The sequence below is a fragment of the Paenibacillus lupini genome (assembly GCF_011761355.1).
Taxonomy (GTDB): Bacteria; Bacillota; Bacilli; order Paenibacillales; family Paenibacillaceae; genus Pristimantibacillus; species Pristimantibacillus lupini.
Genome location: NZ_JAASRW010000001.1, coordinates 742,645 through 768,152, shown reverse-complemented (window position 1 = coordinate 768,152; position 25,508 = coordinate 742,645). Strand labels below are relative to the sequence as shown.

The window sequence follows — 25,508 nt, the reverse complement described above, 5'->3', positions numbered from 1 at the left end:
GTTGCCGGATTTTATTTAAGTCTGTAGGTGACTAAATAAAATTGAGCATCTACAGAGTCGTTCTTAAGTAGCATTTCGATTCGTGTTCCATCCGGTCTACATATCCCTACTAAAATCTCAAAATATTGTCCACCATGTATCGCATCCACTCTTATAGCTTTGTCCTTATTCTTAGTAGTAGTAAATCTTTCGTTTATTGAAAGAACTTGCTCACAATTATATTGCTGAAAGCTTTCTTTATATATTTCACGAAGTGACTTTACTATCACGGGTCTTAATTGCTGCAGTAAAGCTTTTTCCATCACCTCTAATTGCGGGTCTGTATGGGCTAATACTTCCGTGTCAGGTTTGAAGGAAACGATGCAGCATATGGTTATCATACCTATCAAAATCCGGTTCATAAATCTCAAAGAAAATAACCTCCCTAATTCATTTTGGTTATTTTCCCCTTCAATATTTTTGCTATTCTAATGATTAGTAATACTGGTACCATGAAACTCCAGGTCCATACAGCTTGCGAAGCTCTTCAATAAAAGTTCCCTCTAGATACTCAACAAGATACCTTGCGTTTTTTACGAACTGGTTAATTTCATCTTGGTTCCTTATCGTTCGAGTTATCGGCAGAAATAAAGAGATTAAGTGTAAAGGACTTTGGTATTTTAGACGACACTCAAAACTCCTGCCAGTTGGAGTCAATACAAACTCAATTTCAATATGATTATGGAATCGATTCGATTTCGTTCCCGGCGGAAAGCACCATGAATCCACGTGGAGCTCACTATTCCCTGAGGTTTACCGTTGGCTGCTCGAGCCTTAAACTTGCCGTAAATGTTAGCGCTTATAGCATCTGACGCATTAAGTAGCAGATCCTATACTATAGGATCTGCTGCTTTTTCTTTTCTCTACCGCCAGGCTTTAATTATGCTCAAGAAACATTTCTGTAGTTTCTCTAAAACTGTATTTCAGAGAATGAATATCGTTTTGCTGGAAGAACACCTGAAATAGTATTAGTGCATCTTTATAATTATGGACCTCATTTGATCTAACGATAATTCCGCCCGCACTGTATTTAACCTTACGTTTAATTTTAATTAATTGATTGCGACCAATTACAAAGTGACGGAATCCTGACTCAGTCTTGTATCTCCATTCAATTGTCATCTCTTCCTTAGATCCAGCGCACTGGATGTAACAAAAGTCATCTAATGACAACGTACAAAAAGAACTAGTCTCATTATTCATCTGTTCCAAAAACATCTCAATGTAATCAAAATCAACTTCATTTTCTTCAACTAAATAGTTGTCTACTTCTCCACGAAAATGCATCTGTATCCCTCTCTATGGACTGTTCTGTTAGCAAAGCTGCCCTTTAACAAATCGCTCAATCTGCCGAGATTATTCTGACCATGAATAATCCGAGTTTTCTATAACTAACTTAGGAATATCTAATGCGTCTATGATTAAACGTACAAACGCTTGACTACCTCCCCATAGCAGCCCAGCCTCACGAAAATCATCGTCCGATTCAAATGAGACTGGTCTCCCATACATTACCTCTTACACTGCATATGTATCTCCATTGAGCTTCCGAATCTAGCTGGTAGTAGTAAACTATAGCTGGTTGTAATGGTGCGAGAATTTCCAGTAACGAATTAGCGAATTCACGCAATTTGTCCTGTTCATTCCACCATGAAAAGATGTGTTGATAGTATCCTGAAAGAAAACACTCTCAATGATTGTAATTTCGTGACTTGCACGTAACAGTTCCTGAACGAAGGATCTATATTTTGATTGAAGAATACGGATGAACTCATCCGCTTCATGTTCCTCTGCTACATTAAATTCACGATCTAGAATGAACAAAGGATGATTAGGTTGTCCCTCTAGGATACAGCAGTTTGTTATTCCGCAATTATTCAACTGGTCAGAGACTAGTTGAGCACTTGTTGTTTTTCCAGAACCCGGCATTCCATCAATTATGATAAGTTTCGATCCCATAATTGAGCACCCCCTTTCTCTCAATAAAAAAGACAACTGATCATCCTCTGATCGGCCGCCTTCATGATTCATTCATTTTTTCTCCAGTCCACTGAAGCATTCAGCTGACCATCGCTCTTCTAGTCAAAGCTTTTTTTAGACATGTCATCCAATTTTGAGCGGTCTCTATCATAGTTCATAAATGGAACACCCCAACCACAACTTGTTTGGACAGATAAAACATCAATTTCGAATATTTGCCTTACAATTCTTTCATCATATCCTGAGAATTGCTCATTTAAGGTTGCTGTAAAACCCTCAGTCCCTTTATCAAGGACTTTACCTCGTCCATAAACCCTTAGAATTAAAGGTTCTTCCTCAAAACTGCACCACATGAAAGTTATCTTTTTATTCTGGTTTAAATGGATGGCGGTCTCATTGCCACTTCCGTAATAATCTAGATATAAAATTTTCGACTCGCCTATTATTCTAAGTGTATCGTAACCTTTTGGAGACACGCTAACTTCTCCTGCTTCTGTTGGCGCAGTACCAACAAAGAAAAGATGTTGGTTGTTAATAAACTCTCTTATATCAGAAGTAATTGTGTTTAAAAAAGTGCCCAACTGCTATCCTCTCCCTCCCTATTTTTGTCCTTATCATATATATCTTTATCCAATTAATAAAGTGTATTTTTCTCTACTAACCTCCCTCAGAACAGGCTATTAGATAATAACTTTTCCTCAAAATAAAAAGCCGCTATCGGCGCGGCCATTAGTGAGTTGTTCTTGTTGTCAATGACGATTGGTCCTTCTAATTTGTAGGCGAATTAAAAAAAGCTTCCAATTCATCAACATCATTCGTTTTAAAGACTAATCCTTTAGTGTCGAAGACCAGTATCACTGGGAATTTTTCAATATTCAATTCCTGTTTATAATCAACTATAAAGTCCTCTTGATAAACTCCAAAGTTTATTGGGCTTTTGGATAATAGGCCCATCAGTTTATCTTTCATTGTTGCTGGCAACGAGTCCCCTTCTTTAACAAATACTGTTGTCAGATACTTTCCTTTTTGGTGGGATAACAATCGCTTATACTTCTCCTCGTACGACATTTCTAACAGAATAATCTCCTTAGCTTTATATCTGATACCTTCATCACTCATCTTTGGAGGGTTGATAAGTACTTTTTGCCCAATTTCTAAGGAATTAATATTGGATAAAGTTCCATCCTCTTTCTTAATAATTAAATCGTCCGTTATTTTAACTGGGATCGTAACGCCGTAGTCGTCTACATTACCTCTAATATCTCTCTTAGACCATTCTGAAATATCCACTTCTACCACATTGTTTTCTAGCTCAACCCGTTCTATATTTCCAATCATTTTGTCATCTTTGTAATGGCCATAAGGTTTACTGCTGCAAGCAGCTAATGCTAGTAAGAGGCATAAAAGTAAAGGTAACGCCAACCTTCTTAGCATTTCACACCCCTTCCGAGAGAACGATTAATGACTGTCTCTTCTTGCTCAGACGTAAAAAATGTGAAATAAGTTTCTCTTCCACGATGAAAAACAGCAGCCGATCTGCAGGCTGCTGTCGTGTTGAACTACACTTTAGTTCCCATCTATTTCTCCTGCTCCTTGATTACCTGCTCAATCCCCAACAGAATCAACTTCAACCCGAACTCAAATGAACCGTCGCAGCCGTCTCAGGAGCGTAGAGACCCGAGCCGAATACCACAACTCCGGCTTCCCGCAACGCATGTACATAATGCATCCAGTTTGCCAAATATTCTTCTTGTCTTGCTGGATCCTTTCTTGCCGCAAAGTCATCCTGACTCTCGTAAAACATCAATGTGTAATTCATTCAAAAACTCCTCTCATATTAACCGTTTAATATAAAAGGCAGCTGATCATCCTCTGATCTGCTGCCCTTGTGTTACTTAATTAACGTGTCCCGTATAGTTGATTACGTTCTTCAAAATATCGCTCTAGATTGCTCCAAACCTCTTCTGATACGAAATAAGTTTCAGTTGCCTCAAGTTCCTCGCCGAATTGATCTCTATATTCGATAATATAAAATAAGTTGTCTCCAACAGATTTCAAGCTCCAATCTAAGTAAACAACACGATCGCCAACGTTTAGGGTTTTCGATCTGGATAAATCAATACATTTGTCATTATCTAGTACTACTTTAGAGATGAATGATTCAATTACATAAATAGAATCTCCTTTACGACATTCATTTGAAACACTCACTTGACCTACCTCCCATGGGGATAATTTATAGATGCTGTAGTGATACTGAACCCATTACTTTTTTAATAGTGATACTACATAGATGATGAACGATGCTATTGTTACCAGAAATCCAATTCCAGAAATAAACGAATAAATAAAGAGTGGGACTGGACTAGGATCGGCGAGAAAATTAGAATGATCCTGCATCGTATAAAGTCCACCTAAAAATGCTGCACCTAACCAGACAATTGCTCCTATTATGGCGAATAGTAATGATTTTTTCATGCAACTAACTCCCTATGTATGATTTGACTATGCCAAGTTAACTTAAGTAAACAGCCATTCTCATATCTATTAAATGTATATGCTCTACTGAGCCTCCACTTGAATCGAATACCGCTGAAAAGATGTAAGTGTTTTATGTTGTCATTTTGATTAAGCGACGGCATAGCTTCTAGATCAGCAAGCTATGCTCTTTTTCTTAATCGATCAAAAATCCATCCCATTAAAAACCAGAATATGAGAGTTAAAAAATAAAAAAGAAGTTCATGATCAAATGCATAATGCTGGTCCACTATAAGAAATGGGGGGCTGGTATAGTAAGCTAACAACCCCTTGTCATCAAATTCTGTTTTTGCATCTAACCCACTCGTATGAAAAAGAATGATGATTAACGATAGAAATGGTAACCAAAATCTAAACAATCGTATCACTTTTGTACACCTCTGTTGGAATATGAATTAAAAAAACTTGACTCTGAAAATAGTACCATAAAAATTTGGATATACATGAGTTATTAGAACTATCCTCCAAATTACTCCATTAAATAAAAAAGAGCTGCCGTGTGGCAAGCTCCTCCACTATCGTAACCCATCAATTCCGATTACTCGTTACATATAGGTGCATCCGAAACTGTGGTTCGCCAATTGTGTTGACGACATGTACAACAACGAACCCCGCCGATTCGTAAAACGCCTTCGCGTGGTGATTAGCTGATACCTCTATACGCAATCCGCGTTGCGAAATGTCGGCAATTAGTGCACTTGCAACGCCTTGACGCATCCAATCAGGATCTGTGAACAAATCCTCGAGTTCTAGAAAGTCCTCAACTGGAAGCGCAGTAGCAAAGCCAACTACCTTCCCATCTATAACTGCAACTTGTACGAACGGCAGCAATGCGTCGTCCCATACGAGCCACTCGGGATGGGCTGCAATGAGATCGAGGTCGCCTTTGTTAGTTAGCGAAGCTCGGCGCCTGATGTCTAGCAATCTGTCAAAGTCTCCTGTAACAGCGCTCCGTATGACGAGTTCAGATGATAGGGATCGAGTCTTCGGTATCTCCTCTTCAAACTGATGAATCCACGTTCCTTCTCGTTTGAGGTTTTCAATCCTGTCTCGAACCAACGAAACGAATTGACTCTTCCCTTCACCATCAACTAATGCTTTTTCTAATGCTTTAATCTCAATTGAAATGATAAATCGCTTAAGCTCAGCTATATTCATAATAATTCAACGCTCCTCGTCCGGTTATACCGCACAGTATACTGGATGTATATTATTGCTGAGCAAGTCTTAGTCTATCATGCTGGTACTATCCTAATTCAAGTTATCTACATACTACTCTCCAGTTCGTTAGCAGATTTAGCTCCCTGACTACGTAGCCATTGAAGGAGATTCGCAGCGGAACTACGTTTTGCTGCATCCAAAGGGGTTAATCCATCCCACACCGAAATCCAGTCCAGATCGGCACCTTGGCTGAGAAGATACTGAGCTGCTTGTAGCTGTCCACCGTGGCAAGCACACCAGAAGGCGATGGTAATCTTATCCGGAGGTGAAATGCAATTTGCTCCCCAAGGGTATCGCTCCGAAAGTTCAACACCTGCGAAATCCGCTTCTATTGCATCCATCAATCCAAGCGCAGCCGCATGCCACAGTGCGAGTTTCGCTCCACATTCAATCAACCTATGCGCTGCCCGCCATTGTCCAAACGCCACGGCATCATCCAAAGGTGTGCCACCAGCGATTACTGCGCCAGGTGCTTCTATGTCAGCTCCTGCATTAAGAAGCGCATCCAACACTTCAATGTCATCGCAGCTCGAAGCCCAATGTAGTGGTGTCTCTGTGTGCTGTCCAGTGAAGCGAGCATTCACCTCCGAACCAAACTCGACTAATACTGCTACGGTTGCCGCACCGCCCGGAAAGTGACCGGGCCAGTCGGTCACCACATGCAACAGTGTTCGAGATACCATGCCATTTTTGCGTTCGATAATTCTTGCCTTAGCCAGACCCGGATTCTCGGAAAGTATTCGCCTCAACGAAGTATGATCGCCAGTCTGAATCGACTTAATAACTTTGTCTGCTAGAGGCTCATCATCGTATATTAAGGCCAGATCAGGTTCATTAAATTCGTTATCTAGCTTCTTCATAGTCGACCTCCTGCAATGATAGATGTACTGACTTTTTCATAAGCTTTCCATTAATTTAAAAACCAAGTAGCTTTAAGAAGAGAGGCATCTTATTGTCCTTAGCCTTATAACAGTTTTCAAACTTCTCTTCGAGTGTAAGACTTCGGCAGGCAGATCCCGACTCCTCATATATATCCGTTTGAACATTTAAATCTATGTTTCTATATTCATCAAACTTAGGACTTTCATTAATTATAGAGAGGATATCTGATGTTTTCCAAGACATCGAAAATTTTTCTTTATGGTTACTTGAATATATCTTTTTCTTTTCACCAGTCTGCGTTTGTTCGACCTCGACAATGTACAAAACTCCACCAGCTGCGCCGCCATAAAGTATATAATACGCGCTGGCTTTATATTTTCCACCAGGTGACTCTAAAGGGCCTACAAATAATTCAGCGTTTTCAAGGCTTTTGAAATTATAAGAGTATCTGTTATAGCCAATTAATAGGATTAAGCTAATAATCAATAATGTGAGAATTATATATCTTTTTTTCATACAAAACCCCTTACTAATCAAATATCACTCTAATATTTAACTCGCGATGGAATGAGATTATTATATATTATTGAATTTATTCTTCTTAAGAAAAGTTCTTAAAATTAAAGAAACAGCTAGTGTTACAAAAGCATATCCCATTTTTGAATATAATTTAGTAATGTCTTCATTAGTAACTGGTTTATCAAAAAGCACAAAATAGCCAATATATAATACATACCCAATTGAGTAAAGTGAAATGATATTTGTTAGTAGTTTTAAGAATTTAGACATGTAATCAACTCCAGTAGTTAGTAGACAAACATTCCTCTCCTTTTAAGTTCTAGTCTATTTGAACAATACCACATATTGGAACTATTCTGCCCATTAACGTGATAAAGCCACCCATAATGCCGGTAGCTTCGTCATAGTTGTGTTTGCGTTTAAGCGTCCCTCGTTCTGCTTAACTTCCCGTCACTTTCAATTCCTTCTTAATAAATGCTTTTATTTCACTTAAGTAAGGGGATTTATAAACAAACCCATCGTTATCCATTAGGACATACATCGGGTACGTTCCTATGTCCAGTGTTTTTAATTTTTTACTCAATTGCCTATTGTAAGTATGACCTTGCATTTCCGTAATATTATCCAAAATAACTTGGTTAGAATGTATGAAAGTTTGTACCTCATCCAGCTGATTAGAAGGTGTATCCCCATTATGATAAAACAGATGTAACTTATAATTACTATGTTGAGGTTTTAACTCATCGATAAACTCACGTATTTTGAACTATTACAACCACTTAGAATGAATGTTATTGAAAAAAAGCTCATTAACAAAGTTTTAATTAATTTACTGTTTATTACCATTTAACCACCTCCTTTTATTTGCCATCGTTATCAATATAGGTTAGTTTCACATCCGCATTACCTACGGTACCCATGGAACGTAGCTTGTATTAGGCAGCAGCAGCCGTAACTGAACTGTCGGTCTGTTTTATTTCGGAACAACAATTAGTTCACTTGATATCGAAGGGGTACAATCCATAATGAGATAATGAACTTCATCTGCTTGCTCTTTTTTAGTGATACTCTCACAAAAATAGTTCCTTTTTTCTTTATCACCATTTTTATCTTTTGAGGGATCTTCTTCTATCTTTATCTTTCTATGAACATAACTCATTCGAATGAATACTGGATCCCCCTCTTTAGTGAACCGTGTAATCTTTACTCTGGAGTCTTTTTTGTTTGTTACTTCTGAAATAAAATAGTCTAATTTTTCTATATTCCCTACGACACCTAAGTCGGACACTACATTTCCATTTTTCACAGCTCTATCGGGTGTCGTAGAACATCCCATTAATAACATAAAAAGTGAGGCTAGAATAAAGAGATTTTTATATCTCATAATTGTCTCCTGCTAGTAATGTTTTTGGCTGCACCTAGTTATATTTATTCGTCATCAACTTCAGCTTTACCTTGCTGCCATTCTAACTCTACTACACTAACCTCCTAATAACGTAACAAAGCTGTCGACCCAAGATCGGCAGCTTTGTTATGTTTAGCTATTCGAATATCGTTCACCGTAAGTGGAACACCTTGTATGAAACGGCTATTTTTCCAACTCATAGCGAGTCGCGATAACACCTGACTTGAGCGTTCGACTGGACAGCAGCTTGAGCTTGTTTTTCTCACCGTCGCCGTGGAATACCGATTTCCCACCACCTAAGATGACTGGACAAATCGTCAGTAGGAATTCGTCGATTAGGCCGAGCTCAAGCAACGTCTTCGCCGCTCCCGGACTGCCGAAAATAACGAGATTTTTGCCAGGTTGCTCCTTGAGCGCCTTGATTTCCTCAGCGATGTTGTCCTTGATCAGCATCGTATTGTTCCATTCCACAATGTCCATCGAACCGGAAATGACGATCTTTTTAACATCCTGCACCCATTTCGCATGCTCCATATCGTGTAACGTCGCATTCGGATTATCCAGCATCGTGGGCCAGTAGCTCTCCATCATCCGATACGTCGTGCGTCCGTATACAGGAGAACCGACTTCGGCTACGACCTCCTCGGCGTATTTCTCTAGTTCCTCGTCGTACGGAATCCAATCTAGTCCTCCGTTCAAATCCGACGCATACCCGTCTAGCGACACATGCATGAACAATACGAGTTTTCTCATGTTTGCTTCTCCTCCAATTTCGAATTTAGTTGCTCAATTTTTTTTGGCAGCAGGCTCGTGTTTCGTCCTACTCTTACGTTCACTATAAATCATTACGTTACGTAAGGATCAAGTGGAAATCTGAATTTTCTTACTATCAGAGCGATATTTTCAGATCTATCCTTTTCCCACATCTTTCTTTTATATCTTTGAACGAGCAGATTTTTTAATAAGAAGGTCCATAATACGCAGTTTCCTTATGAGGTTTGTGGATCCTCATACTTGGACCAAGTTTTGTAACCATCAATATTTTCTTCCGAAGTATTAGAAGCATCAAATGTTTTGAAATAACTTGCAGAATATTTTATGGGAGGTTTTTTTTCTGATTGGCTATAAATAGTAAGATTTATATCGTAAATCTCACTTTTCCATTTTACGGATTTTGCAATTTCATTTATGTTTTCAATAGTTGAGAAGTGCTTAACTTTAGTCAATATGGAGTTTACCACTTCTTCGTTAGGAGTATCTTTTTCCATCAAAATGTTTATTGTTAAAACAGGTCTAGTGAATGTGTATTTGATGTTTTTAATTGCTGGTATTTCTTTTTTTAACTCATTAGATAAAGAAACCGTTGATGATGTGTTTACTGAATGTGTAACACTACAACCTAAACTAAAAAGTATGAGTAGAATAATGATGACTCCAACTCGACAAATATTCATCCATTTAAACATTCAACTAACGCTCCCCGACATGCAGTGGCCCTATTCTCATTACATATTCGTATCAATTAATTCCCCCCAAATCCCTATCGTTATTGGCATTATATCGTCATACCCTCCCATTTGATAAGTTGAGTATATAAGATAATTCTTTGTGTGAACCGTATAGGCTTCCATACCTTTGTGGTTTTCTTTCCAATGCGTTATGTATTCATTCTTCGAGGGTTTCATGATCATAAATAGAAGAATAAGAATTAAAAATAATGCAATCCATACTTGCTTCTTTCTCATCATTTTCAACAAGATAATACCTCCAATCATTAGTTAATATTTTAGACGCTTCATTTTGATCAGGGTTGCAGTACTTAATTACAATGGCGGCTGATCCTGTGATCAGCCGCCATATTGTTGTTCTGAACTATCGTTCTCCTGTTAAAGCTTAACGAAATAGTGAATATTAAGCTTCTTTTGTATCTATAGAAGAGTTCCTAACAAGTAAACCGTAAACACGATAATACTAAGAATCAACATAACTCCTCCAACCTTATAACACAAAGCTGTTCCAAAATCATCTGGATGTTTCTTTGAAATTATCACTGCCGGCAACCAAAAAACACTAGCGGCCATAAATGGAATGTGATATCCCTGGCTTTTATTCGTATATATATCCCAGTTGAATAACTTAAAAAGATAATGACTTAACATAAAGTCGTTTTGAAATTTAAAATTAAATAAGAACCCCATAAATAAGATAACTATTGCAAATGACCCAGAGCCAAACGATCTTTTTATTGTCACTTCCATTCGCTCCCATTGCAAATTATTGATCCTTCGTTCTAATTCACACCGATTCTTGTTTTTCCAGTTATATCCAAAAAGCGAAATTGTCACGTTCATATGGCCATTAACTTAATAAACCTGCCAATCCAATATCCTAATCACTTGATAACCCTCCAGCAATTACGGAGCAAATCGTGTCTGCCATCTGTTCTCGGTTAATTAGCTTCGGCTCTTGACTCCATTGTAAAGCGGGGCCGAAAATTGCCCAACTGATGACACGGGACGACGTTTCCAATGTTGCAAAGTCTTGTTCGCTTTTATCGCTCCCTAGCCAAGTCATTAGGAGGCGTGTCATTTCTACCTGAATCGAGCGTTCAAGCAGGGTGGATGGAATACGAGAAGAAGGGTGTCGGTGCCCATACTTGCTCTCGAAGCGGTCCAATACGGCCAGGATGAGCAACCTTAACGTGTTTCTATCCCATTTAGGCTCCACAGGGAGGGTATTAGCAAGTTGCTGTTGGAAATGATTCCGCACTACTTCATCTAATAGTTCAAATTTATCTGCATAATGAAAGTAAAAAGTTCCCCGGTTTACGTTCGCCTGCTCTGTAATATCGTGAATGCGCGTCGACTCGAATCCCTTTTTCCGGACAATTTCAATAAATGCCTGTTGCAGCAGCTGGCGCGTACGCTGAACTTGCCGATCTTTTCCTTTCTCCATTGCTTTCATCCTACTTCCTCCTATACATATTCAACAGTTTCCTCGTTTCGTTTAATATTCAACATTACTGCAAAATCGTTTATTGTTTGTAGCGCTATTCTTTCTTAATATTTATTATAAATATGGTCAGAACGAACGGAAAGGAGAATTCCGATATGACATCGTCGATAAACGCCGAATCGTTAACTCAAACTTACGCGACAGCGATACATGCACTCTGCGACATCATTGCAGCCTACCACTTAAACGGAAAATCTGAAGATGCCCATCGTATAGCTCGCGTTTGTTTACAATTGTCGGAAACAAGTGACGTGCACCCCCATGATCGTCTTAAATCATATCTCCATTATGCAAGAATCCTCGTAGACAATCACCTTCTTACGAACGCAGATTCGGAGCTTATGTTCTCTCACTTGCAGAAGACAAAGGAACTGGCTGAATCCGTACACGATGAACTGCACGGTCTTGCAGATATATTAAGCTTGCTTGGACAAGGACGCTATTTTGAAATGTTGAATGGGGGACAGTCTGTGGATTCTTCGGAATTTGATGCCCTTCTCGATTTACAACGGCGTGCTCTAAATATTCGAGAGGATATTCAGGATACGAGAGGAATTAGCGAGTCGCACTTCTTTATCGGCCAAATATACGAGCGTTTACAGAACTTAGACCAGGCGCTAGAGCATCATGTAGCGGCTCTTACGATAGCTGAACGGCACTCTCACCAATATGTAAGAACCGAGCCGATACGCCATTTGGCCATTCACTCTTTTCAAAGCGGTGACCTGGATCAGGCACTCAATTATGCTCTTCAAGCTTTATCTTATCGTGAAGAAAACGGGTTCAAACCTTACATGCCTTTAGATTATCGGTTGCTCTGTGACATCTGCCTGAAGAAAGGGGACACGGAAACAGCTTTTCAATATGCGAGTGAAGCTGTTTCTATATCTGAAGAATTAGGGGAAAAAGGAGCCCTCATCTCTTCCCTCTTAGGTGTCGGTGATGTTTATTTAGCCAAAAAAGAGGAGAAGGAAGCGCGCGTTTGTTATGAGCGTGCTTTATGGCTTGCCCAAGAACTTCATCATTCCATGTTCATAGCACTGGCGAATGGACGTATTAACCGGCTGGCCATGCAATAAGTAGGATTCATTAGTACATCGGGTAAGAATGGCGTGGAACACCTTCCAACTTGCCGTTACTTATTGCATGGTTCACCTGATATAAAACTATCCTCCCTAAATGGAGCAGCTGCTGCCGGCAGAATGCTCCACTATTTCTTTTACTAAAGATTTATGTTAGCTAAAAACAATCAACAACTAAAATAGTGTATAGAATTTTACTTTTAAGGAGTACTCAGCCGCTTATTCCGAGCGAGCAGCTGCTTATACTCTTCGTCCAGCTCCGCATACCGGATGTCGGTAGGCTTCATCAAGCTTAATTCCCCAAGCACAAACGCCATTCGGTTTGCGATAACCAGCTTCTCCTCTTCCAGCTGCTGCACGTTTATCTCGCTCGCAGCATGTATACTTTGCGGCCGCTCGCGAAACAATTCGTAGCCGGATTCGATCCGCTTAATACCGCCGTCCTCAAAAACAAGCAGCTTCGTACAGATTTTATCCATTAGATATCTGTCATGCGAGACTACAATCAGCGTTCCCCGATAATCCGATAACGTTTCCTCAAGCTGCTCGCGGCTTGCCAGATCGAGATGATTGGTCGGTTCATCCAGGATGAGCAGATCCTGCTCGCGCATCATAAGCTGCGAAAGCTTGATCCGCGTGCGTTCACCAAGACTTAGCTGAGCAATCGGTTTCTGCAGCATAGAGGCATCGAAGCCCATATTGGCCAACAGCGTCCGCGCTTTCCCAACATCACTTCGGACTTCAAGGCTCTCCTGCAGCAGTTCAATTACGGTCCGCTGTTGTTCGAGATCAGTTACATCCTGGGTTAAATACGCGACTTTGACAGTTGGACTAATCCATAGCTGACCGGATTCAACTGATTTCTGACCTAGCAGCATTTGAATAAGCGTCGTTTTCCCGCAGCCGTTAGGTCCAAGCAAGCCGATTTTCTCTCCGCGTTGCATATAGAATGAGCTATCCTTAAACAAGGAGCGATCGCCATACGACTTGCCAATCCGCTGTGCTTCTACAATTCGACGGCCGCGTTTGTCCGGTTGATCCCAGCCAAAGGACACCTTTGCTTCCTCATTTGGCTTCTTCACACCTTCAAGATCAATCTTTTCCAGACGATGAATGCGGGATTTAATTTGCTTATCCATGCTTTTGGCTTTGCTGCGGTAGAATTCCTTCACGCCTGCACGCATTTCTGCCATTTTCCCAACCTTGCCGGCTTCGCGATGCGCTTTAGCTGACCAATTCTTCAACCGATTAATCTCCGTTTCAATCTTCTGCTCGTATTTCTGCTGTTCTTCATACTGATGGAGTTGACTCTGGTACCGACGGGATTTCTCCTCCCGATAGAATGTGTAATTGCCTGGAAAAGACGTCGACACCCCATCTTGAAGCTCTATAATCCGGTCCACTGTTTGATCAAGAAAATAACGGTCATGCGAAATCACAAGCGTCGTGCCGCTATACTGTTGAAGCTCTTGAACGAGCCAATCGACCCCGTCAAAATCCAAGTGATTCGTCGGTTCATCGAGCAGCAGAATATCCGGCTTGGAGGACCATATATGGGCGATTGCCAGCTTTGTCTTCTCTCCGCCGCTCAATCCTGCTAAACGCGCTCCATCCCACTCCTTCACCTTTTGCAAACCGAGATGGCTCGCAGTCTGCAGAAACTTTTCGGTTTCTGACGACTCAGCAGCTAAGGGGTCCATCATCTTGCTAAAGGTACTAACGGTATAAGAGGTCGACTGCAGCAAATACCCGATTCGCAGCTGATCCCGATGGAAGGTAAGCTTGCCTTTATCAGGCTGAATCGTACCGAAGATCAGATTGGCAAGTGTGGTTTTGCCTGCTCCGTTCATCCCGACCAAGCCAATCCGTTCTCGACTTGCCAAATCGGTATCTACTTTCACGAGTACATCCGTATCGCCGAAGCTTTTTTTAATTCCGCGTAATGTTAATAATGTCATACCAATCACCACTTCTAGTTTAGTTGAACAACTGACAGGGGGGGTATGATTGTCGAAGACAAAAAAACCGCAGGGCGCGCCTGCGGCTAAGGATATGCGGATATAGGAATAGCGTGAAAACACCATTCATTAGACGCCAACAAAAGGCATCAATCAAGGTGGCAGGAGTCGTCTCCAATAGACACACGTAACCTAATCCGCTCCGCGCAAGGGCTGAGCTCTTATCACTTATCGTCATTTTCGAAAATCATGATCGACAGGAAATTAGGTCCACATGATGTTTTATTGGATACCTCCTACAACTTTCAAGATAATCCATTATAGCATGGCAACTTCACGCTTGCATCCTTCTAATTGTAAAAAAATCCAAAAAAACTCTAGTCAAAGCTGCCTATAATGCCGGCAGCTTCGTAGTAGGAAGGGAGCTTCTTTTGACTCAGTATTGCGTTTGTGAACGTGAACTAGACCTTTGGGTAATCAACTACTATAACATTTTCCAGCAGACCATCTAGTGATTTTACAAATTCCTGATGGACAGGATGAGGTCCATATGAACGAAGTGATACAAGGCTATCGAATGTAACCCGTAAACCGAGCGTATAGCCGTGTATATTTTCCTTTTCTTCAGTTACATTGAGTCCTGCACTTATATCGAGAATTCCGGGGATACGATCCTGAAACCCTAGCAATTGCCCCAGAAGTTCCTGTTGCTTGGCAGGTGTGATATTAGTATTGAACTTGAAAACGACGAGATGTTCGTACATAGCCTATTTACCTCCAAATATTATCAATTTGTTATCGTGTAAAATATCGTCTCCAGTATAGCATATGCCTCTGTCAGAGGTGAAAACCACGGGCATCACGTGAGTCCGCGCCGCCTGCACAGCTCTCCCCTTTGAAAGTGAGTACGGACACGCTGGTGATTGCTCTCTCAGGTTACATTTAGGATAATGTCCTTTAGATCAGCCAGAGTCTTGATTCGATAGCTGGCCTGTGAGAAATCATGTGTTTTTGTAAAGTCGTTATGGACAATAGCACAATCGATACCAGCCGCCACGGCTGAGTTCAACCCTCTGTTGGAATCCTCAACAACCAGAGTCTCTTCTTTCGTAGCTCCGAAGCGCTTTAGGCCAGTCAAGTATGGTTCCGGGTGCGGCTTGGTGCGCTCGTAGTCTTCGCGAACAAGGACGAATTCCATGAATTGTCTAATCTGACGCTTTTCATGAATAAGTAGAAAATCAGTACTTTTTGCAGTCGTTACAATGGCCATGCGGACGTACTTTGAGAGTTCGGCTAGAGTTTCAACTACGCCTTCAATCTCTATAGCTTCTGTTCTTAGATATTCTTGATAATAGACGTTGCGGACCTCACGCTGCTTGCTGATGGTCTGTTCATCAATACCTGCCGCCCTAGCTTGGGACCAAGTGCCAAAAGACTGGGTCATGTCGCGGAGGTATTGATTTTTATCCAAGGTAAATCCAATGTCAGCCAGAGCGCGTTCACCCGCTTTGTAATACCAGAATTCAGTATCAACCAGAACACCATCATGATCGAAAAGGATGTACTTTTTCATTGTTTCGTTCTCCTTTGTCAGCTGCGGCAAGCATACGTGCCATCACTCATGAACCATACATTTCATATTGCCCTCCGGTCCGCTGGATCTACTAAATAATAACAAGGGGGTATAACACCTCATATTGGAACTATTCTGCCTTTAATAATAGTGTGCTGCTGCCGGCAATCTGCTCCCTGGTTTGTTCTACTAACATTCTTCGTTAGAGGTGAAATGCAAAATAGTTATTCATTAGTCAAGTTTAATAACCTTATCGAAGCAGTATGAATCTTTGTCATAGCCATTATGCACATAAAAAGCATGGGCGTCGGTTCGCTTAAACCCGCTACATAATATAATACTTGATATTCCCATTTCCTTTGCATTGTTTTCTATGTGTCTTAGTAGTTTTGTACCTATTCCACTATGCTGCAATTCCTTTTTAATAGCAAGCCCTTGAATATGTAGATAACCAACCGGTGACCCCACGGATAATGCCTGAACTATAGTTACAAAACCAACCACATCATTTTCAAATAGTGCAACAAATGTTTTGTAATTCCCATCCCTATTCATTTCTTCCATAGTAACTCGAAAGTTCTCATCATTAACATTACGAACTCCAAGTACATCGTTCCATAAAAAAACAACTTTAGCATAATCATTTGCCACAATTTCTCGTATCTTAATTTCCATTCCCTTCCCCCATCTTAAAAATATTCGCGAACAAAGGATTCTATTATTAATGAAGCAATCCTGCCCTTAGCTCATTGAAAATAGAGCAGCTGCCGCCTCCAATTTGGGTTTTCAATATTCGTCAATTAAAGAAACTCCTCTTGTAATCCGCATTCTACTATCTCGCAAAAAATCGCGAGTCCAATCGTCTGGTTGACTCAAATCCCAACTTCGGTGCATACCAACGAGTACGATAATTTCTCGTAATCTAAGGAAGAGCTTCAGTTGATCCTTCCAGCCGACAGGCATTTGACGACCTTCCTCAGTATAGCCTTGTTCGAAATGTTTAATGAAAAGTTCGTACTGTGCCTTCCGTTCGGACTTCGAATCTTCCCCAAACACATACAGTAAGTAATAGAGTTGGATTGCAATGTCTTCAGCATACCAACTGTACTGACATTCATCGAAGTCAAAGAGTGTTATTCCCCCTGAATCATCGACTGTGAAATTGCCCACATTGATATCCCCGTGAATCAAACCGAAATTATCGGCGGTAATAGGTAAATTATTCAAATATGCTTTGAGCTCATCAAGGGCTAGAAGAATGGGTTGCTGCTCTAACGGGATATAATTTCTGGCTTGCAAGATGTATTCATTGCTCTCCCACGTGTGCCTTTTGGCTATAGGTTTGTAACGTTTTGCCAGTTCATGGAGACAGCCAGTCATGCGTCCGCATTGCTCATAAAGTGTGTGGTTACCTAGGCATTCAGGGTATCCAATTTTACGACCTGGTGCGTGTTTGAAGGAGGTAACGTAGAAATCCATTTTATGTCCATGGATTCGTTCGAAGACCTTTCCATCAACCGAAAGTACCGGATCTGAAACCGCTAAACCATTCCCAGAAAGAAAACGAATCCACTCCAATTCAGCTGCAAGTCCTTCTGACGTACGAAGAGTGCTAGGAGTAAACCGGAGAATATATTTCATTTCATTAGAATTGTAGGAATAAATAAAGTTCTGAAAGCCTCCAATGAAAGTCATGTTCTCAGGACCCACACCAAATCGCACTGCGCCTTCTACAACATGTTCTTCCAGTAACATTAATTTTATTTTTGGATCCATAATTTCTCCTTGGTATGAGTCGTAATTGAACAATCGAATAAAATATTCCACTTTCTCCGATTGTTATCTCAATTTAATAAAATGATTGCCTGGTGACATGTGAAGCCTCGCTTTCATTGAATCTCTTTTAATAGCAATTTTACTAACCCAACATTTTACAGTCAATGATAACTGATTAGCCAGTAAGATAAACTGCTGAGAAACAACTGCAGCCGGTCATTATTGACCGGCTGCAGCAATAGGACCAATATTCACGGATCCAATGGATTTGGAGTATCCACCATATTAAATAACCACCAGAATAAAAGTAAGAGGATGCAACAAGTTATTATTATTAAAATAACAATAACTTTACTTTTTAATTGATTCTTCATTTATTACCTCCTCCACAACCTTTTATGCGTTGAACCATCGTTTCTCGCAACACTTGAACCGATACTTATTGGCTAATTATCTCCAACATGAAACAAACCAATTATGGTTTCACCATCATAGTCATAGAGTGGAATATCACGACCGCCTTGTGGTCTACTTTTTTGTAACGCAATAGCTTCCTGTGGTGATTTTGGAAGCTCACCGTCTATATCTTTTTTCAGAACGTATCCATTTGTACCATCAATACCTATTGCACTGATTAATTCAGGTTCTGTCTCGGGAGAATTAGTATCTGTGGCAGAGCCATATGTCTGTCCGTCTTTATTTTTAGGATAATTCATATTCTTAGCGCCAATATGAATAGATCCAATTATGGTTTTCCCATTGAAATCATACAATGGGACGTCACGACCAGATTCACTTAAATAATCTTTCTTAAGAACATATCCTGCAATATCATTAATACTTCCCGTTTCAATTAAGTCAGGCAGCACTTCTAGGGAGGCCGTTTCATTATAAGGACCGTATGTTTGCCAATTTATAGGATAGCTAGAAGGATTTGTGTGGTTTATATAAATATCGCTTTTAGCATTTATGCTTTGGTATACCATTACACCTCCCAGTACACTACCGATAAAAACCACACCAATTATTTTTCTGATGCCTTTAAAATATATCCTCACTTTTGTTCACTCCCTCTACAATCAATTATTTCACAAATTTGGAAAAAGACAAATGATAAATTACTGATAAACAACTTACGATAACAACATTAAGGGTGAAATCTCATACCTTTTTGTTGAAGCTAACCTTTATTTTATATAAAAAAAAGGAGCAGCCTGCCTTCGGCAAACTACTCCCTGGTTCGTTTACGATCGTTTAAGGAATCATGAGGAAAACTCTAACGGCGGCTTTCCTGCCTGTGTAGATTCTGAATAATTTCCATTTGAATTTTCTTGAATCACCTTCGTCCAATGCTGGCAAATTCTTTTCCAGCCATAACATGCTCCAATTAATAAAGAAGCAGTTCCCATGATGGCAAACTACTTCTTGGTATCAGTGAACTATTTAGATGCTTCCTTACTTAAATGCCGAGAAAGGAATAACGAACCTAGGAAAGCCCAGTGAAGCTCCCATTAACTCACCTTCGGTGAAGTAAATGACCACTCCGTTATGGCTTAGGTAAAAATCACGATCTGCCTCAATCGTTTTAAAAGGTGTGATCACGTCAAGCTTACGGTCTTTGATCTGTTTTTTGATCTGATCGTTAATGATCGTTACATAGTTTGTCTTACCCTCAGTCACATCCTTTAAGGAAAATTCATTCCCTGTGTTTAGATCAAATGTGTGAGGGACGAGACTATGGAGGTCATGCGCTCCGCCTGAATTGATGCTATAGTAAGTGTAAAGACTTAGTTTTCCTTTTTCGTTGTACGTAACTTCGAAAGCTCCCTTAAGATTGCTGTTGCTGATAGTGTCATACTCATTATGCTGGCTCGATAAGGCCATTGTCTTCTCAGCCTCTTGCTTCAACAACGCATTGATTTTGGTCTGAACTTCAGTATTTCCCATACCAGAAATCACAGGGTAATAAACGGAACGCTTTTTGCCGCCGCTGTTATCACTTAACGAGTGGGCTTGGATCGTCAACTTGTTCTCGGCAATAGCTTTAATGCCGATTTGTTTGGAACCTGATGTGTACGTGATTTCATAACCCATGCGTTCTAACAAAGAGCGTAGCGGCAGATACGACGTATTATCCTGTGTAATCACTTGCAGGCCATTAATGACTTGTCCGTTTAACGTCGCGGTGTTGTTTTTCAGATCTAGCTTAATGGTCCGGTTGTGCCCGGTAACGGTAACCACTTGAGTCGTTTTATCGAAGTTTGTTCCTAATCCTAACGCCTTATTCAAGTTTCGCAAAGCAATATAAGTGGAGCCGTCGCTGTTGATGGTACCAATGTTACTCTTAACTCCCTCAATGCTAAAAGATTGATCTATGATGCTGAATTTCGCTTTAGTAACAGCCGCAGCTGCATGACCTGCTGGCAGCGACAGGACCAACGGAGAAGCTAATAATGCTGTTGCAAGGGCTAGCCCAAGTCTTTTTTGTTGTTTGAATTTCATATATAACATCCCTTTCATTGAGGGCATTACCCCTTCAATAATTATTAGTTTACTACTAAACGAGCCTTCGACCGAAAAGGTTACCCGAAATATGGCATTCTTAACATCGGCTAGCACCTCCATTTGTTCTTACAAGTTGAAGTATAGGAGGTTCCTGTGTCCAACGTGTGTATTTGAAATGGATATCTGGAGAAACCTAATGACGTCGAGAGCTATAGTTCAATCAATAAAAACCAGCTAAGATCAATGTATTCCATTGAGTTAAACTGTCCGTTTAACGAAAACAAAGCTGCCTGTGTAAGATCGGCAGCTCCATTAGTTTAGCTATTTAACTCCCTCGGTACGCGTTAGAACTTAACCAAATTCATATGACATAACTACTATTGACTTACAGGTATTTCAAGCGTGGAACCGTCAGGGTTTATTACTAATTCCCATACTTCCCGGTCATCTCCCTTGTAGAAAAATGAATACATAAAAGCTTTTTCCTTTTGGAAGTTAATAAACAATTGGTTATCCACATCGCCATCGATTATATCTTCGTGGGCCACCACATCTAATCTTCGTTCAGTGGTTGTACCCTCTTTATTGGTGGAATCATAAAGCCAAATTTCGACTCCTTCTTCATCACCTGAGATATAATCTTTTCCAAAGGTTTGTTCTATTTCAGACTTCGAAAGACCAATTTTTGCTTTCTCCTTTATAAACTCCTTATCTAATTTTACCGCTGATTCACCTGTACAGCTTGAAAAAACAATGATTGCAACAAATCCCAGACAAAATGTTAGCAACTTCTTCATTGTAAGTCTTTCCTCCCGTTAGCCTTTACTAAATACCCCAAAAATTAAGACGCTAATAGTAAGCGAGTGTTGCGTTAACCTGCCCTTTAACGTATCAAAGCTGCCGATTGTTCATCAGCAGCTTCAACAGTTCGGCTATTCAACTTTTCATATTACTGAAAATGTATTTCCGATTTGATATCATTTTGACTTAAGAATTTCATTAAATCATTACTTAACTGCACAATCTCATTGTTTGCACTATTCGCATAATCCGGCAACATCATATCACTAACCATTTTAGTTCGTAGCCATGTCATAAAGAAAAGATCCAAAAATAAGCTTGGAAATTTAAGCACCATTTTAAGCATTGGTGGATCAATTGAAACGCCAGCTTTTTGTATTGCCCTTAGATACGCTTTTAAAGTGACTGTTATTTTGCGTGCCGTCTTTCTGGTTCTGGCTGTTTTTATGTCAATTATCTTATTCTCAGAATGCAAAATGCTCAACATGGCAATGTCTGATACGGAATGTGTGATTAGATACGCTTGCATATCCTTTTTAATAACGTAGGGAAGCTTTGCTGTTTTAAATAATTTTGCGAGGTTTTTTATGCGTTCTGTCACTACACCATTAATTTCTCCAAATGCAGTTGCCGCTATAATCTTTGGTAGAAATCGAGCATGCAATACTCCATCTTTAATCTGTCCGCCGAAGCCGGGAAAAGCTGGTAAAAGTCTATCCCCTACGATATCCAGCCACGAAGAAAATCCAATTGAATTGCTAGTCATCGTAACTATATTTTTGCTTTTATTATCTTTTAGCGCTAACAACGCTGATTCGGACCGATCATAACGAACGGTAACGAAAATAAAATCGTATACATCGTCATTTTCGAGCGTATCAATGACCTTCACTTGTATCGATCTAACTGTACCTTTTTCTTTATATTGCAGGCCATTCTCTCTTAATGATTTAAATCTATTAGAATGTGCAAAAAGGCTAACGTCAAACCCTGCTTCAATTAGCTTAATTGCGTACATGCTCCCGATGACACCTGCACCAAAAATTAAAATTCTATCTTGTTTTGCTGACATTAAAACCACCCCTACTTATTAACATTTTCTTTTGATCATCAGACAACATGTTGTATGATGTGATCATAAATCTTTATTATTGCTTGATCAACCATCAGTTTTTTATTATTTGTCGGATGATTCACTTGTAGGAGGGAAACATGAAAAAGCAACCCGAAATAACGGAGAAAACAAGACAAAAGTTTGTAGAAGTTTTTTGTGAGTTGTATAGCCAAAAGCCGATTGAGAAGATTTCGCTTCAGGAAATTGCGAATAAGTCAGGATATAACCGCAGCACCTTTTATCAATACTTTACTGACATTTACGAATTGTTAGATTCTGTTGAAAATGACTTATTGAATGACCTAAAAAAAGAATTGGCGAACAAAGAGCTATCGATGCATACGGTTCAAGATACACTTTATTGTCTAGATAATAGAGCACATCTCCTGGTTCTTAATGCTCTTTTGGGTGATTATGGAAGCAGCCGTTTTTTAAAACGCTTAAAAAAAGAAATCACTTTGGATCAATTAGAATTAAACGTTCCGCAAAACCATTCCTTAACTCCGTACTTAATTGAGTTTTACCTGACAACTTCCCTTTCTTTATTTCGTCTTTGGATCCAACGTCAAAAGGATTTACCGTCAGAAGAATTTTTCAAGTTAGTGGAGAACCTATATTCAAGAGGGATTACGCCCTATTTTAAAGAATGAGTCAGTCATCAAACCAAATCTATATTGCTATTGAACATTACCGCCCTTTCTTGAACAATAAACCGGCAGCAGATCTCAGATCTTTGTTTGGGCCTCCTAGGGAATGTACTAAAAAAAAGAAATAAATTGCAAGGCCTATCACTCCGACGAGCGGAGTCATTACCCACATGCTGGATGTTGCCAGTTGCACTCCGAAATACATTTTGTTAAACTATCGCACAAAACCCCTGGCTGCAAGAGCTAGGGGTTTATCAATTCTTCATGAGGCATTTCGAACATGTAGCTTGCGGCGCTTTTGCCTGAGTTTCGCTGTGACTAAAGGTTTTAATTCAAGCAATTCAATAAGCTCCTCTTGCGTGAACGGCTTTTCCCTACCCCATTGTTTGACCTTGACCATATAGGGGCTATCGGGATTTTTCATATGGTAAAACCCTGGTATACGCATAACTCTTGATAGGTTTGTGATCATCGGATCGGAATCGAAGGTTTGGGCTAATGCTTTTTGAATAGGAACGAATTTGCTTATGTTTCCGCCTTGCATGATCCAATAGATGTGATAACCGTTTTTCGTTTCGACGATCATTGTATCTTTGATGCGGTCTCCATGTTTGTTTATATATTGTTTTTTCAATACGGCTACTCTCTGTTTTGTCCGCTGAGCTAAAAGGCGATATTGGCCGTGTTTATTTTGTGTGATTGTAATGGATTGAAGCCGCTCTGAAGGATCGGAGAGAATGGAGTCGATCTTCTGCTGGACTTGTTCTTTCGTTTTGAAAAGCGCTGAAATTTTGTTTAAATCGACATCGATGAACTGTGCTCTAATGGCTTTGAACGGGCTGTCTTTCGTCGTTTCCCGGCCGTTAATCTCCATAAAAACGGCATAGCCTTTTTTATTTAGCCACAGTACATTTACAGGCTTGTTTCTCCTTGAAAAAAGCTTGATTTGAGGAACCAACCTTTCTAAGGAATGAAAAGGCTTATGCAAGGTTATTGCGGGAAGCACGGTAGCAACGCTAAAGCCTCGGTTTTTGCCTTTAGCGTCATTGATTAATAAGAAATGCAATTGATCGCTTGGCTTGCAGCCAAGCTTTTCAATAAACCGGTATGCGTGACTGGAATAGAGCTGCACAGGTTTGGAAACTTTCGCTCGGCTTTGCGTCATTAAACCACATCTCCTTGTAAGCTCGCGTAACCTGGGAGGTTCGTATCTAAACAATCATATTCTGACAGGATGTTATTAGTGTAAAATGCCGTACCCATTTTTCTGCTTTTCTTCCTCGACATGACAAAAGTCAGACGAACTATTTTTGAATGTTAGTTAGTTTTCTTAATTTCGCCTTGCTCAGGCGTCAATTCATAAAGTTTCGTTCCTTTTTTGTCATATGCGATCATACGAGTTTTCGATACTGGAGATTGACCGTCATCGGAAGAACGTTTGATCGCCCGGGCCACTTGATATACGCCGTCAGTCAAGTAAGCATTTTGCTCGTATCCGTCATGCCAGATTACTTTGACATGGGCGACGCGCGAGTCGTGAACCTGACCGATGTAATAGTAATGTCGATAAGCGCCGAAAGTCGCCATTCCCCACTTGAAATCGATAAGAACGTCGGGATCAAGCGACATACCGAATCCGCCGCCTCTGTTTTCCCACAACATGCCAAACGGACGGGCGACGAACATATGATGGAACATCGAATGTTCACGATCCAACAGAATTACCGATTGTATGCCTCTGCCCGAGTCCGCAATCGAAGCAATCGAAGCTGAAGGCATCTCCATGCTGGATTGAGCTTGATGGACGACACTTTCCAGACTCCATGGTTTTGAGCCGTAATGCGCTCTGATCAAGAACAGAACTAGGGCAAGGATGAACAGCCAACGCAGAAAATGTCCTATAGGCATATGTTTTCTATATTTTATCTCCATCATTGCAATTCGCCCCCCTTGAGATCGATTTGGAACGAGAACGATTCACTGTAAGCTTTGTTATATACGGTAATAGATTGGATACCGGCCGGGACATCTTTGAAATCATAAATGCCTCTCGCTCTTAAAATATTCGTAGAACTTCCACCACCATTGGATTGCAAGATGGTTCCTTTGTCCGTCTTTACTTGAATCCGGTTAGGTAACTTTGAATTCGGTCCAAACGCTTTCCCTGACATATAAATAAGAAGTTCTTTCTGATTATAAACAACTCCGTCCAAACGAACAGAAGTGCCGAAGTACGGCTGAAATTTCTCATCTGCATCGAAATAGATACCTTCGCGTTTCGCCTTATGGATATCTTTGTTAAATTGGTTCATGTCCGAAAAAGGGTAAATGATCAACATAGAATAACCGATCAGTAAGATCAGCAGCGCCCACTCGATCGCTCGTAAAACCTTTGTCGCTTTTTTTAACAAATTCTTCTGCGACATGACTCTCCCCCTTCAATCTCCTTGAAA

Annotated in this window: 31 protein-coding genes and 1 pseudogene; 2 read left to right on the top strand and 30 right to left on the bottom strand. The window is 40.2% G+C overall.

All coding sequences use genetic code 11. The annotated features are described in order from the left end of the window. Positions 1-11: 11 nt before the first annotated feature. From FHS17_RS03850 to FHS17_RS03765, 18 genes and pseudogenes are all read right to left on the bottom strand, one after another. Entirely contained in the window at positions 12-410 is a 399-nt protein-coding gene (locus FHS17_RS03850) for a hypothetical protein (RefSeq protein WP_167274814.1), read from the bottom strand. 505 nt (positions 411-915) lie between these two features. Further along, on the bottom strand, positions 916-1,326 hold the full coding sequence (locus tag FHS17_RS03845; protein WP_167274811.1) for a hypothetical protein: 411 nt from the start codon (positions 1,324-1,326) through the stop codon (positions 916-918). Between the two features lie 285 nt (positions 1,327-1,611). Further along, positions 1,612-2,070 carry a P-loop NTPase family protein gene (locus FHS17_RS03840; protein ID WP_167274807.1) on the bottom strand — a complete coding sequence of 153 codons (459 nt, stop codon included), beginning with the start codon at positions 2,068-2,070 and terminating at the stop codon, positions 1,612-1,614. A 47-nt stretch (positions 2,071-2,117) separates the two neighbouring features. Then, positions 2,118-2,600 carry a pyridoxamine 5'-phosphate oxidase family protein gene (locus FHS17_RS03835; protein WP_167274803.1) on the bottom strand — a complete coding sequence of 161 codons (483 nt, stop codon included), beginning with the start codon at positions 2,598-2,600 and terminating at the stop codon, positions 2,118-2,120. Between the two features lie 187 nt (positions 2,601-2,787). Further along, complete coding sequence (locus FHS17_RS03830; protein WP_167274798.1) at positions 2,788-3,453, bottom strand: hypothetical protein; 666 nt, start codon at positions 3,451-3,453, stop codon at positions 2,788-2,790. A gap of 143 nt (positions 3,454-3,596) precedes the next feature. Next, positions 3,597-3,677: pseudogene (locus FHS17_RS30370) on the bottom strand (TetR/AcrR family transcriptional regulator); the annotation flags it as partial. Beyond that, positions 3,647-3,838 carry a YciI family protein gene (locus FHS17_RS03820; RefSeq protein ID WP_243865156.1) on the bottom strand — a complete coding sequence of 64 codons (192 nt, stop codon included), beginning with the start codon at positions 3,836-3,838 and terminating at the stop codon, positions 3,647-3,649. The pseudogene FHS17_RS30370 and the gene FHS17_RS03820, both read right to left, overlap by 31 nt. An 80-nt stretch (positions 3,839-3,918) precedes the next feature. Further along, the gene (locus FHS17_RS03815; protein ID WP_167274794.1) at positions 3,919-4,230 is read right to left on the bottom strand and encodes a hypothetical protein; all 312 of its coding nucleotides are present in this window, start codon (positions 4,228-4,230) and stop codon (positions 3,919-3,921) included. A gap of 54 nt (positions 4,231-4,284) precedes the next feature. Next, the gene (locus FHS17_RS03810; protein WP_167274790.1) at positions 4,285-4,497 is read right to left on the bottom strand and encodes a hypothetical protein; all 213 of its coding nucleotides are present in this window, start codon (positions 4,495-4,497) and stop codon (positions 4,285-4,287) included. A 588-nt stretch (positions 4,498-5,085) separates the two neighbouring features. Continuing rightward, positions 5,086-5,715: a GNAT family N-acetyltransferase gene (locus tag FHS17_RS03805; RefSeq protein ID WP_167274786.1), complete on the bottom strand. Its 630-nt coding sequence runs from the start codon at positions 5,713-5,715 to the stop codon at positions 5,086-5,088. Between the two features lie 107 nt (positions 5,716-5,822). Further along, positions 5,823-6,638: an ankyrin repeat domain-containing protein gene (locus FHS17_RS03800; protein WP_167274783.1), complete on the bottom strand. Its 816-nt coding sequence runs from the start codon at positions 6,636-6,638 to the stop codon at positions 5,823-5,825. Positions 6,639-6,693: 55 nt separating this feature from the next. Then, positions 6,694-7,176, bottom strand: coding sequence for a DUF5412 family protein (locus tag FHS17_RS03795; protein ID WP_167274778.1), 483 nt, complete (start codon positions 7,174-7,176; stop codon positions 6,694-6,696). Between the two features lie 60 nt (positions 7,177-7,236). Further along, the gene (locus tag FHS17_RS03790) at positions 7,237-7,449 is read right to left on the bottom strand and encodes a hypothetical protein (RefSeq protein ID WP_167274774.1); all 213 of its coding nucleotides are present in this window, start codon (positions 7,447-7,449) and stop codon (positions 7,237-7,239) included. A 703-nt stretch (positions 7,450-8,152) separates the two neighbouring features. After that, entirely contained in the window at positions 8,153-8,563 is a 411-nt protein-coding gene (locus FHS17_RS03785; protein ID WP_167274770.1) for a DUF4362 domain-containing protein, read from the bottom strand. Between the two features lie 204 nt (positions 8,564-8,767). Next, positions 8,768-9,337 carry a dihydrofolate reductase family protein gene (locus FHS17_RS03780; protein WP_167274766.1) on the bottom strand — a complete coding sequence of 190 codons (570 nt, stop codon included), beginning with the start codon at positions 9,335-9,337 and terminating at the stop codon, positions 8,768-8,770. 236 nt (positions 9,338-9,573) lie between these two features. Then, on the bottom strand, positions 9,574-10,050 hold the full coding sequence (locus tag FHS17_RS03775) for a hypothetical protein (protein WP_167274763.1): 477 nt from the start codon (positions 10,048-10,050) through the stop codon (positions 9,574-9,576). A 39-nt stretch (positions 10,051-10,089) separates the two neighbouring features. Beyond that, the gene (locus FHS17_RS03770; protein WP_167274759.1) at positions 10,090-10,341 is read right to left on the bottom strand and encodes a hypothetical protein; all 252 of its coding nucleotides are present in this window, start codon (positions 10,339-10,341) and stop codon (positions 10,090-10,092) included. Positions 10,342-10,972: 631 nt separating this feature from the next. Further along, positions 10,973-11,548, bottom strand: coding sequence for a TetR/AcrR family transcriptional regulator (locus FHS17_RS03765; protein ID WP_167274754.1), 576 nt, complete (start codon positions 11,546-11,548; stop codon positions 10,973-10,975). Positions 11,549-11,694: 146 nt separating this feature from the next. Between FHS17_RS03765 and FHS17_RS03760 the strand changes: the two genes are divergently transcribed. Continuing rightward, positions 11,695-12,678 (top strand): tetratricopeptide repeat protein, encoded by a 984-nt coding sequence (locus FHS17_RS03760; protein ID WP_167274749.1) that lies wholly within the window; start codon positions 11,695-11,697, stop codon positions 12,676-12,678. 203 nt (positions 12,679-12,881) lie between these two features. Here the strand turns inward: FHS17_RS03760 and abc-f are convergent, their stop codons facing one another. From abc-f to FHS17_RS03715, 9 genes are all read right to left on the bottom strand, one after another. Continuing rightward, a complete protein-coding gene (abc-f, locus tag FHS17_RS03755; protein WP_167274745.1) occupies positions 12,882-14,639 on the bottom strand; it encodes a ribosomal protection-like ABC-F family protein in 1,758 nt (585 codons plus the stop codon). A 461-nt stretch (positions 14,640-15,100) separates the two neighbouring features. Continuing rightward, a complete protein-coding gene (locus tag FHS17_RS03750; RefSeq protein ID WP_167274742.1) occupies positions 15,101-15,403 on the bottom strand; it encodes a Dabb family protein in 303 nt (100 codons plus the stop codon). 167 nt (positions 15,404-15,570) lie between these two features. Then, positions 15,571-16,212 carry an HAD family hydrolase gene (locus FHS17_RS03745; RefSeq protein ID WP_167274739.1) on the bottom strand — a complete coding sequence of 214 codons (642 nt, stop codon included), beginning with the start codon at positions 16,210-16,212 and terminating at the stop codon, positions 15,571-15,573. Between the two features lie 231 nt (positions 16,213-16,443). Next, positions 16,444-16,887 carry a GNAT family N-acetyltransferase gene (locus FHS17_RS03740; protein WP_167274737.1) on the bottom strand — a complete coding sequence of 148 codons (444 nt, stop codon included), beginning with the start codon at positions 16,885-16,887 and terminating at the stop codon, positions 16,444-16,446. Between the two features lie 111 nt (positions 16,888-16,998). Continuing rightward, a complete protein-coding gene (locus FHS17_RS03735) occupies positions 16,999-17,988 on the bottom strand; it encodes a phosphotransferase enzyme family protein (protein WP_167274734.1) in 990 nt (329 codons plus the stop codon). Positions 17,989-18,434: 446 nt separating this feature from the next. After that, positions 18,435-19,046 carry a hypothetical protein gene (locus FHS17_RS03730; RefSeq protein ID WP_167274730.1) on the bottom strand — a complete coding sequence of 204 codons (612 nt, stop codon included), beginning with the start codon at positions 19,044-19,046 and terminating at the stop codon, positions 18,435-18,437. A gap of 397 nt (positions 19,047-19,443) precedes the next feature. Further along, positions 19,444-20,490 carry a stalk domain-containing protein gene (locus FHS17_RS03725; RefSeq protein ID WP_167274726.1) on the bottom strand — a complete coding sequence of 349 codons (1,047 nt, stop codon included), beginning with the start codon at positions 20,488-20,490 and terminating at the stop codon, positions 19,444-19,446. 380 nt (positions 20,491-20,870) lie between these two features. Beyond that, complete coding sequence (locus tag FHS17_RS03720; RefSeq protein WP_167274722.1) at positions 20,871-21,290, bottom strand: PhoU family transcriptional regulator; 420 nt, start codon at positions 21,288-21,290, stop codon at positions 20,871-20,873. 152 nt (positions 21,291-21,442) lie between these two features. Continuing rightward, complete coding sequence (locus FHS17_RS03715) at positions 21,443-22,366, bottom strand: ketopantoate reductase family protein (protein WP_167274718.1); 924 nt, start codon at positions 22,364-22,366, stop codon at positions 21,443-21,445. 140 nt (positions 22,367-22,506) lie between these two features. On the opposite strand from FHS17_RS03715, the gene FHS17_RS03710 reads away from it, so the two are divergent. Continuing rightward, a complete protein-coding gene (locus tag FHS17_RS03710; RefSeq protein WP_167274714.1) occupies positions 22,507-23,058 on the top strand; it encodes a TetR/AcrR family transcriptional regulator in 552 nt (183 codons plus the stop codon). Between the two features lie 259 nt (positions 23,059-23,317). On the opposite strand, the gene FHS17_RS03705 is transcribed toward FHS17_RS03710, so the two are convergent. The 3 genes from FHS17_RS03705 to FHS17_RS03695 form a co-directional block, all read right to left on the bottom strand. Further along, positions 23,318-24,220 carry a DNA-primase RepB domain-containing protein gene (locus FHS17_RS03705; protein WP_167274710.1) on the bottom strand — a complete coding sequence of 301 codons (903 nt, stop codon included), beginning with the start codon at positions 24,218-24,220 and terminating at the stop codon, positions 23,318-23,320. A gap of 152 nt (positions 24,221-24,372) precedes the next feature. Beyond that, positions 24,373-24,990, bottom strand: a complete 618-nt coding sequence (locus tag FHS17_RS03700) for a hypothetical protein (protein WP_167274705.1) — start codon at positions 24,988-24,990, stop codon at positions 24,373-24,375. After that, positions 24,987-25,481 carry a hypothetical protein gene (locus tag FHS17_RS03695; protein WP_167274702.1) on the bottom strand — a complete coding sequence of 165 codons (495 nt, stop codon included), beginning with the start codon at positions 25,479-25,481 and terminating at the stop codon, positions 24,987-24,989. Before FHS17_RS03695 ends, FHS17_RS03700 begins: the two co-directional genes overlap by 4 nt. Positions 25,482-25,508 lie beyond the last annotated feature (27 nt).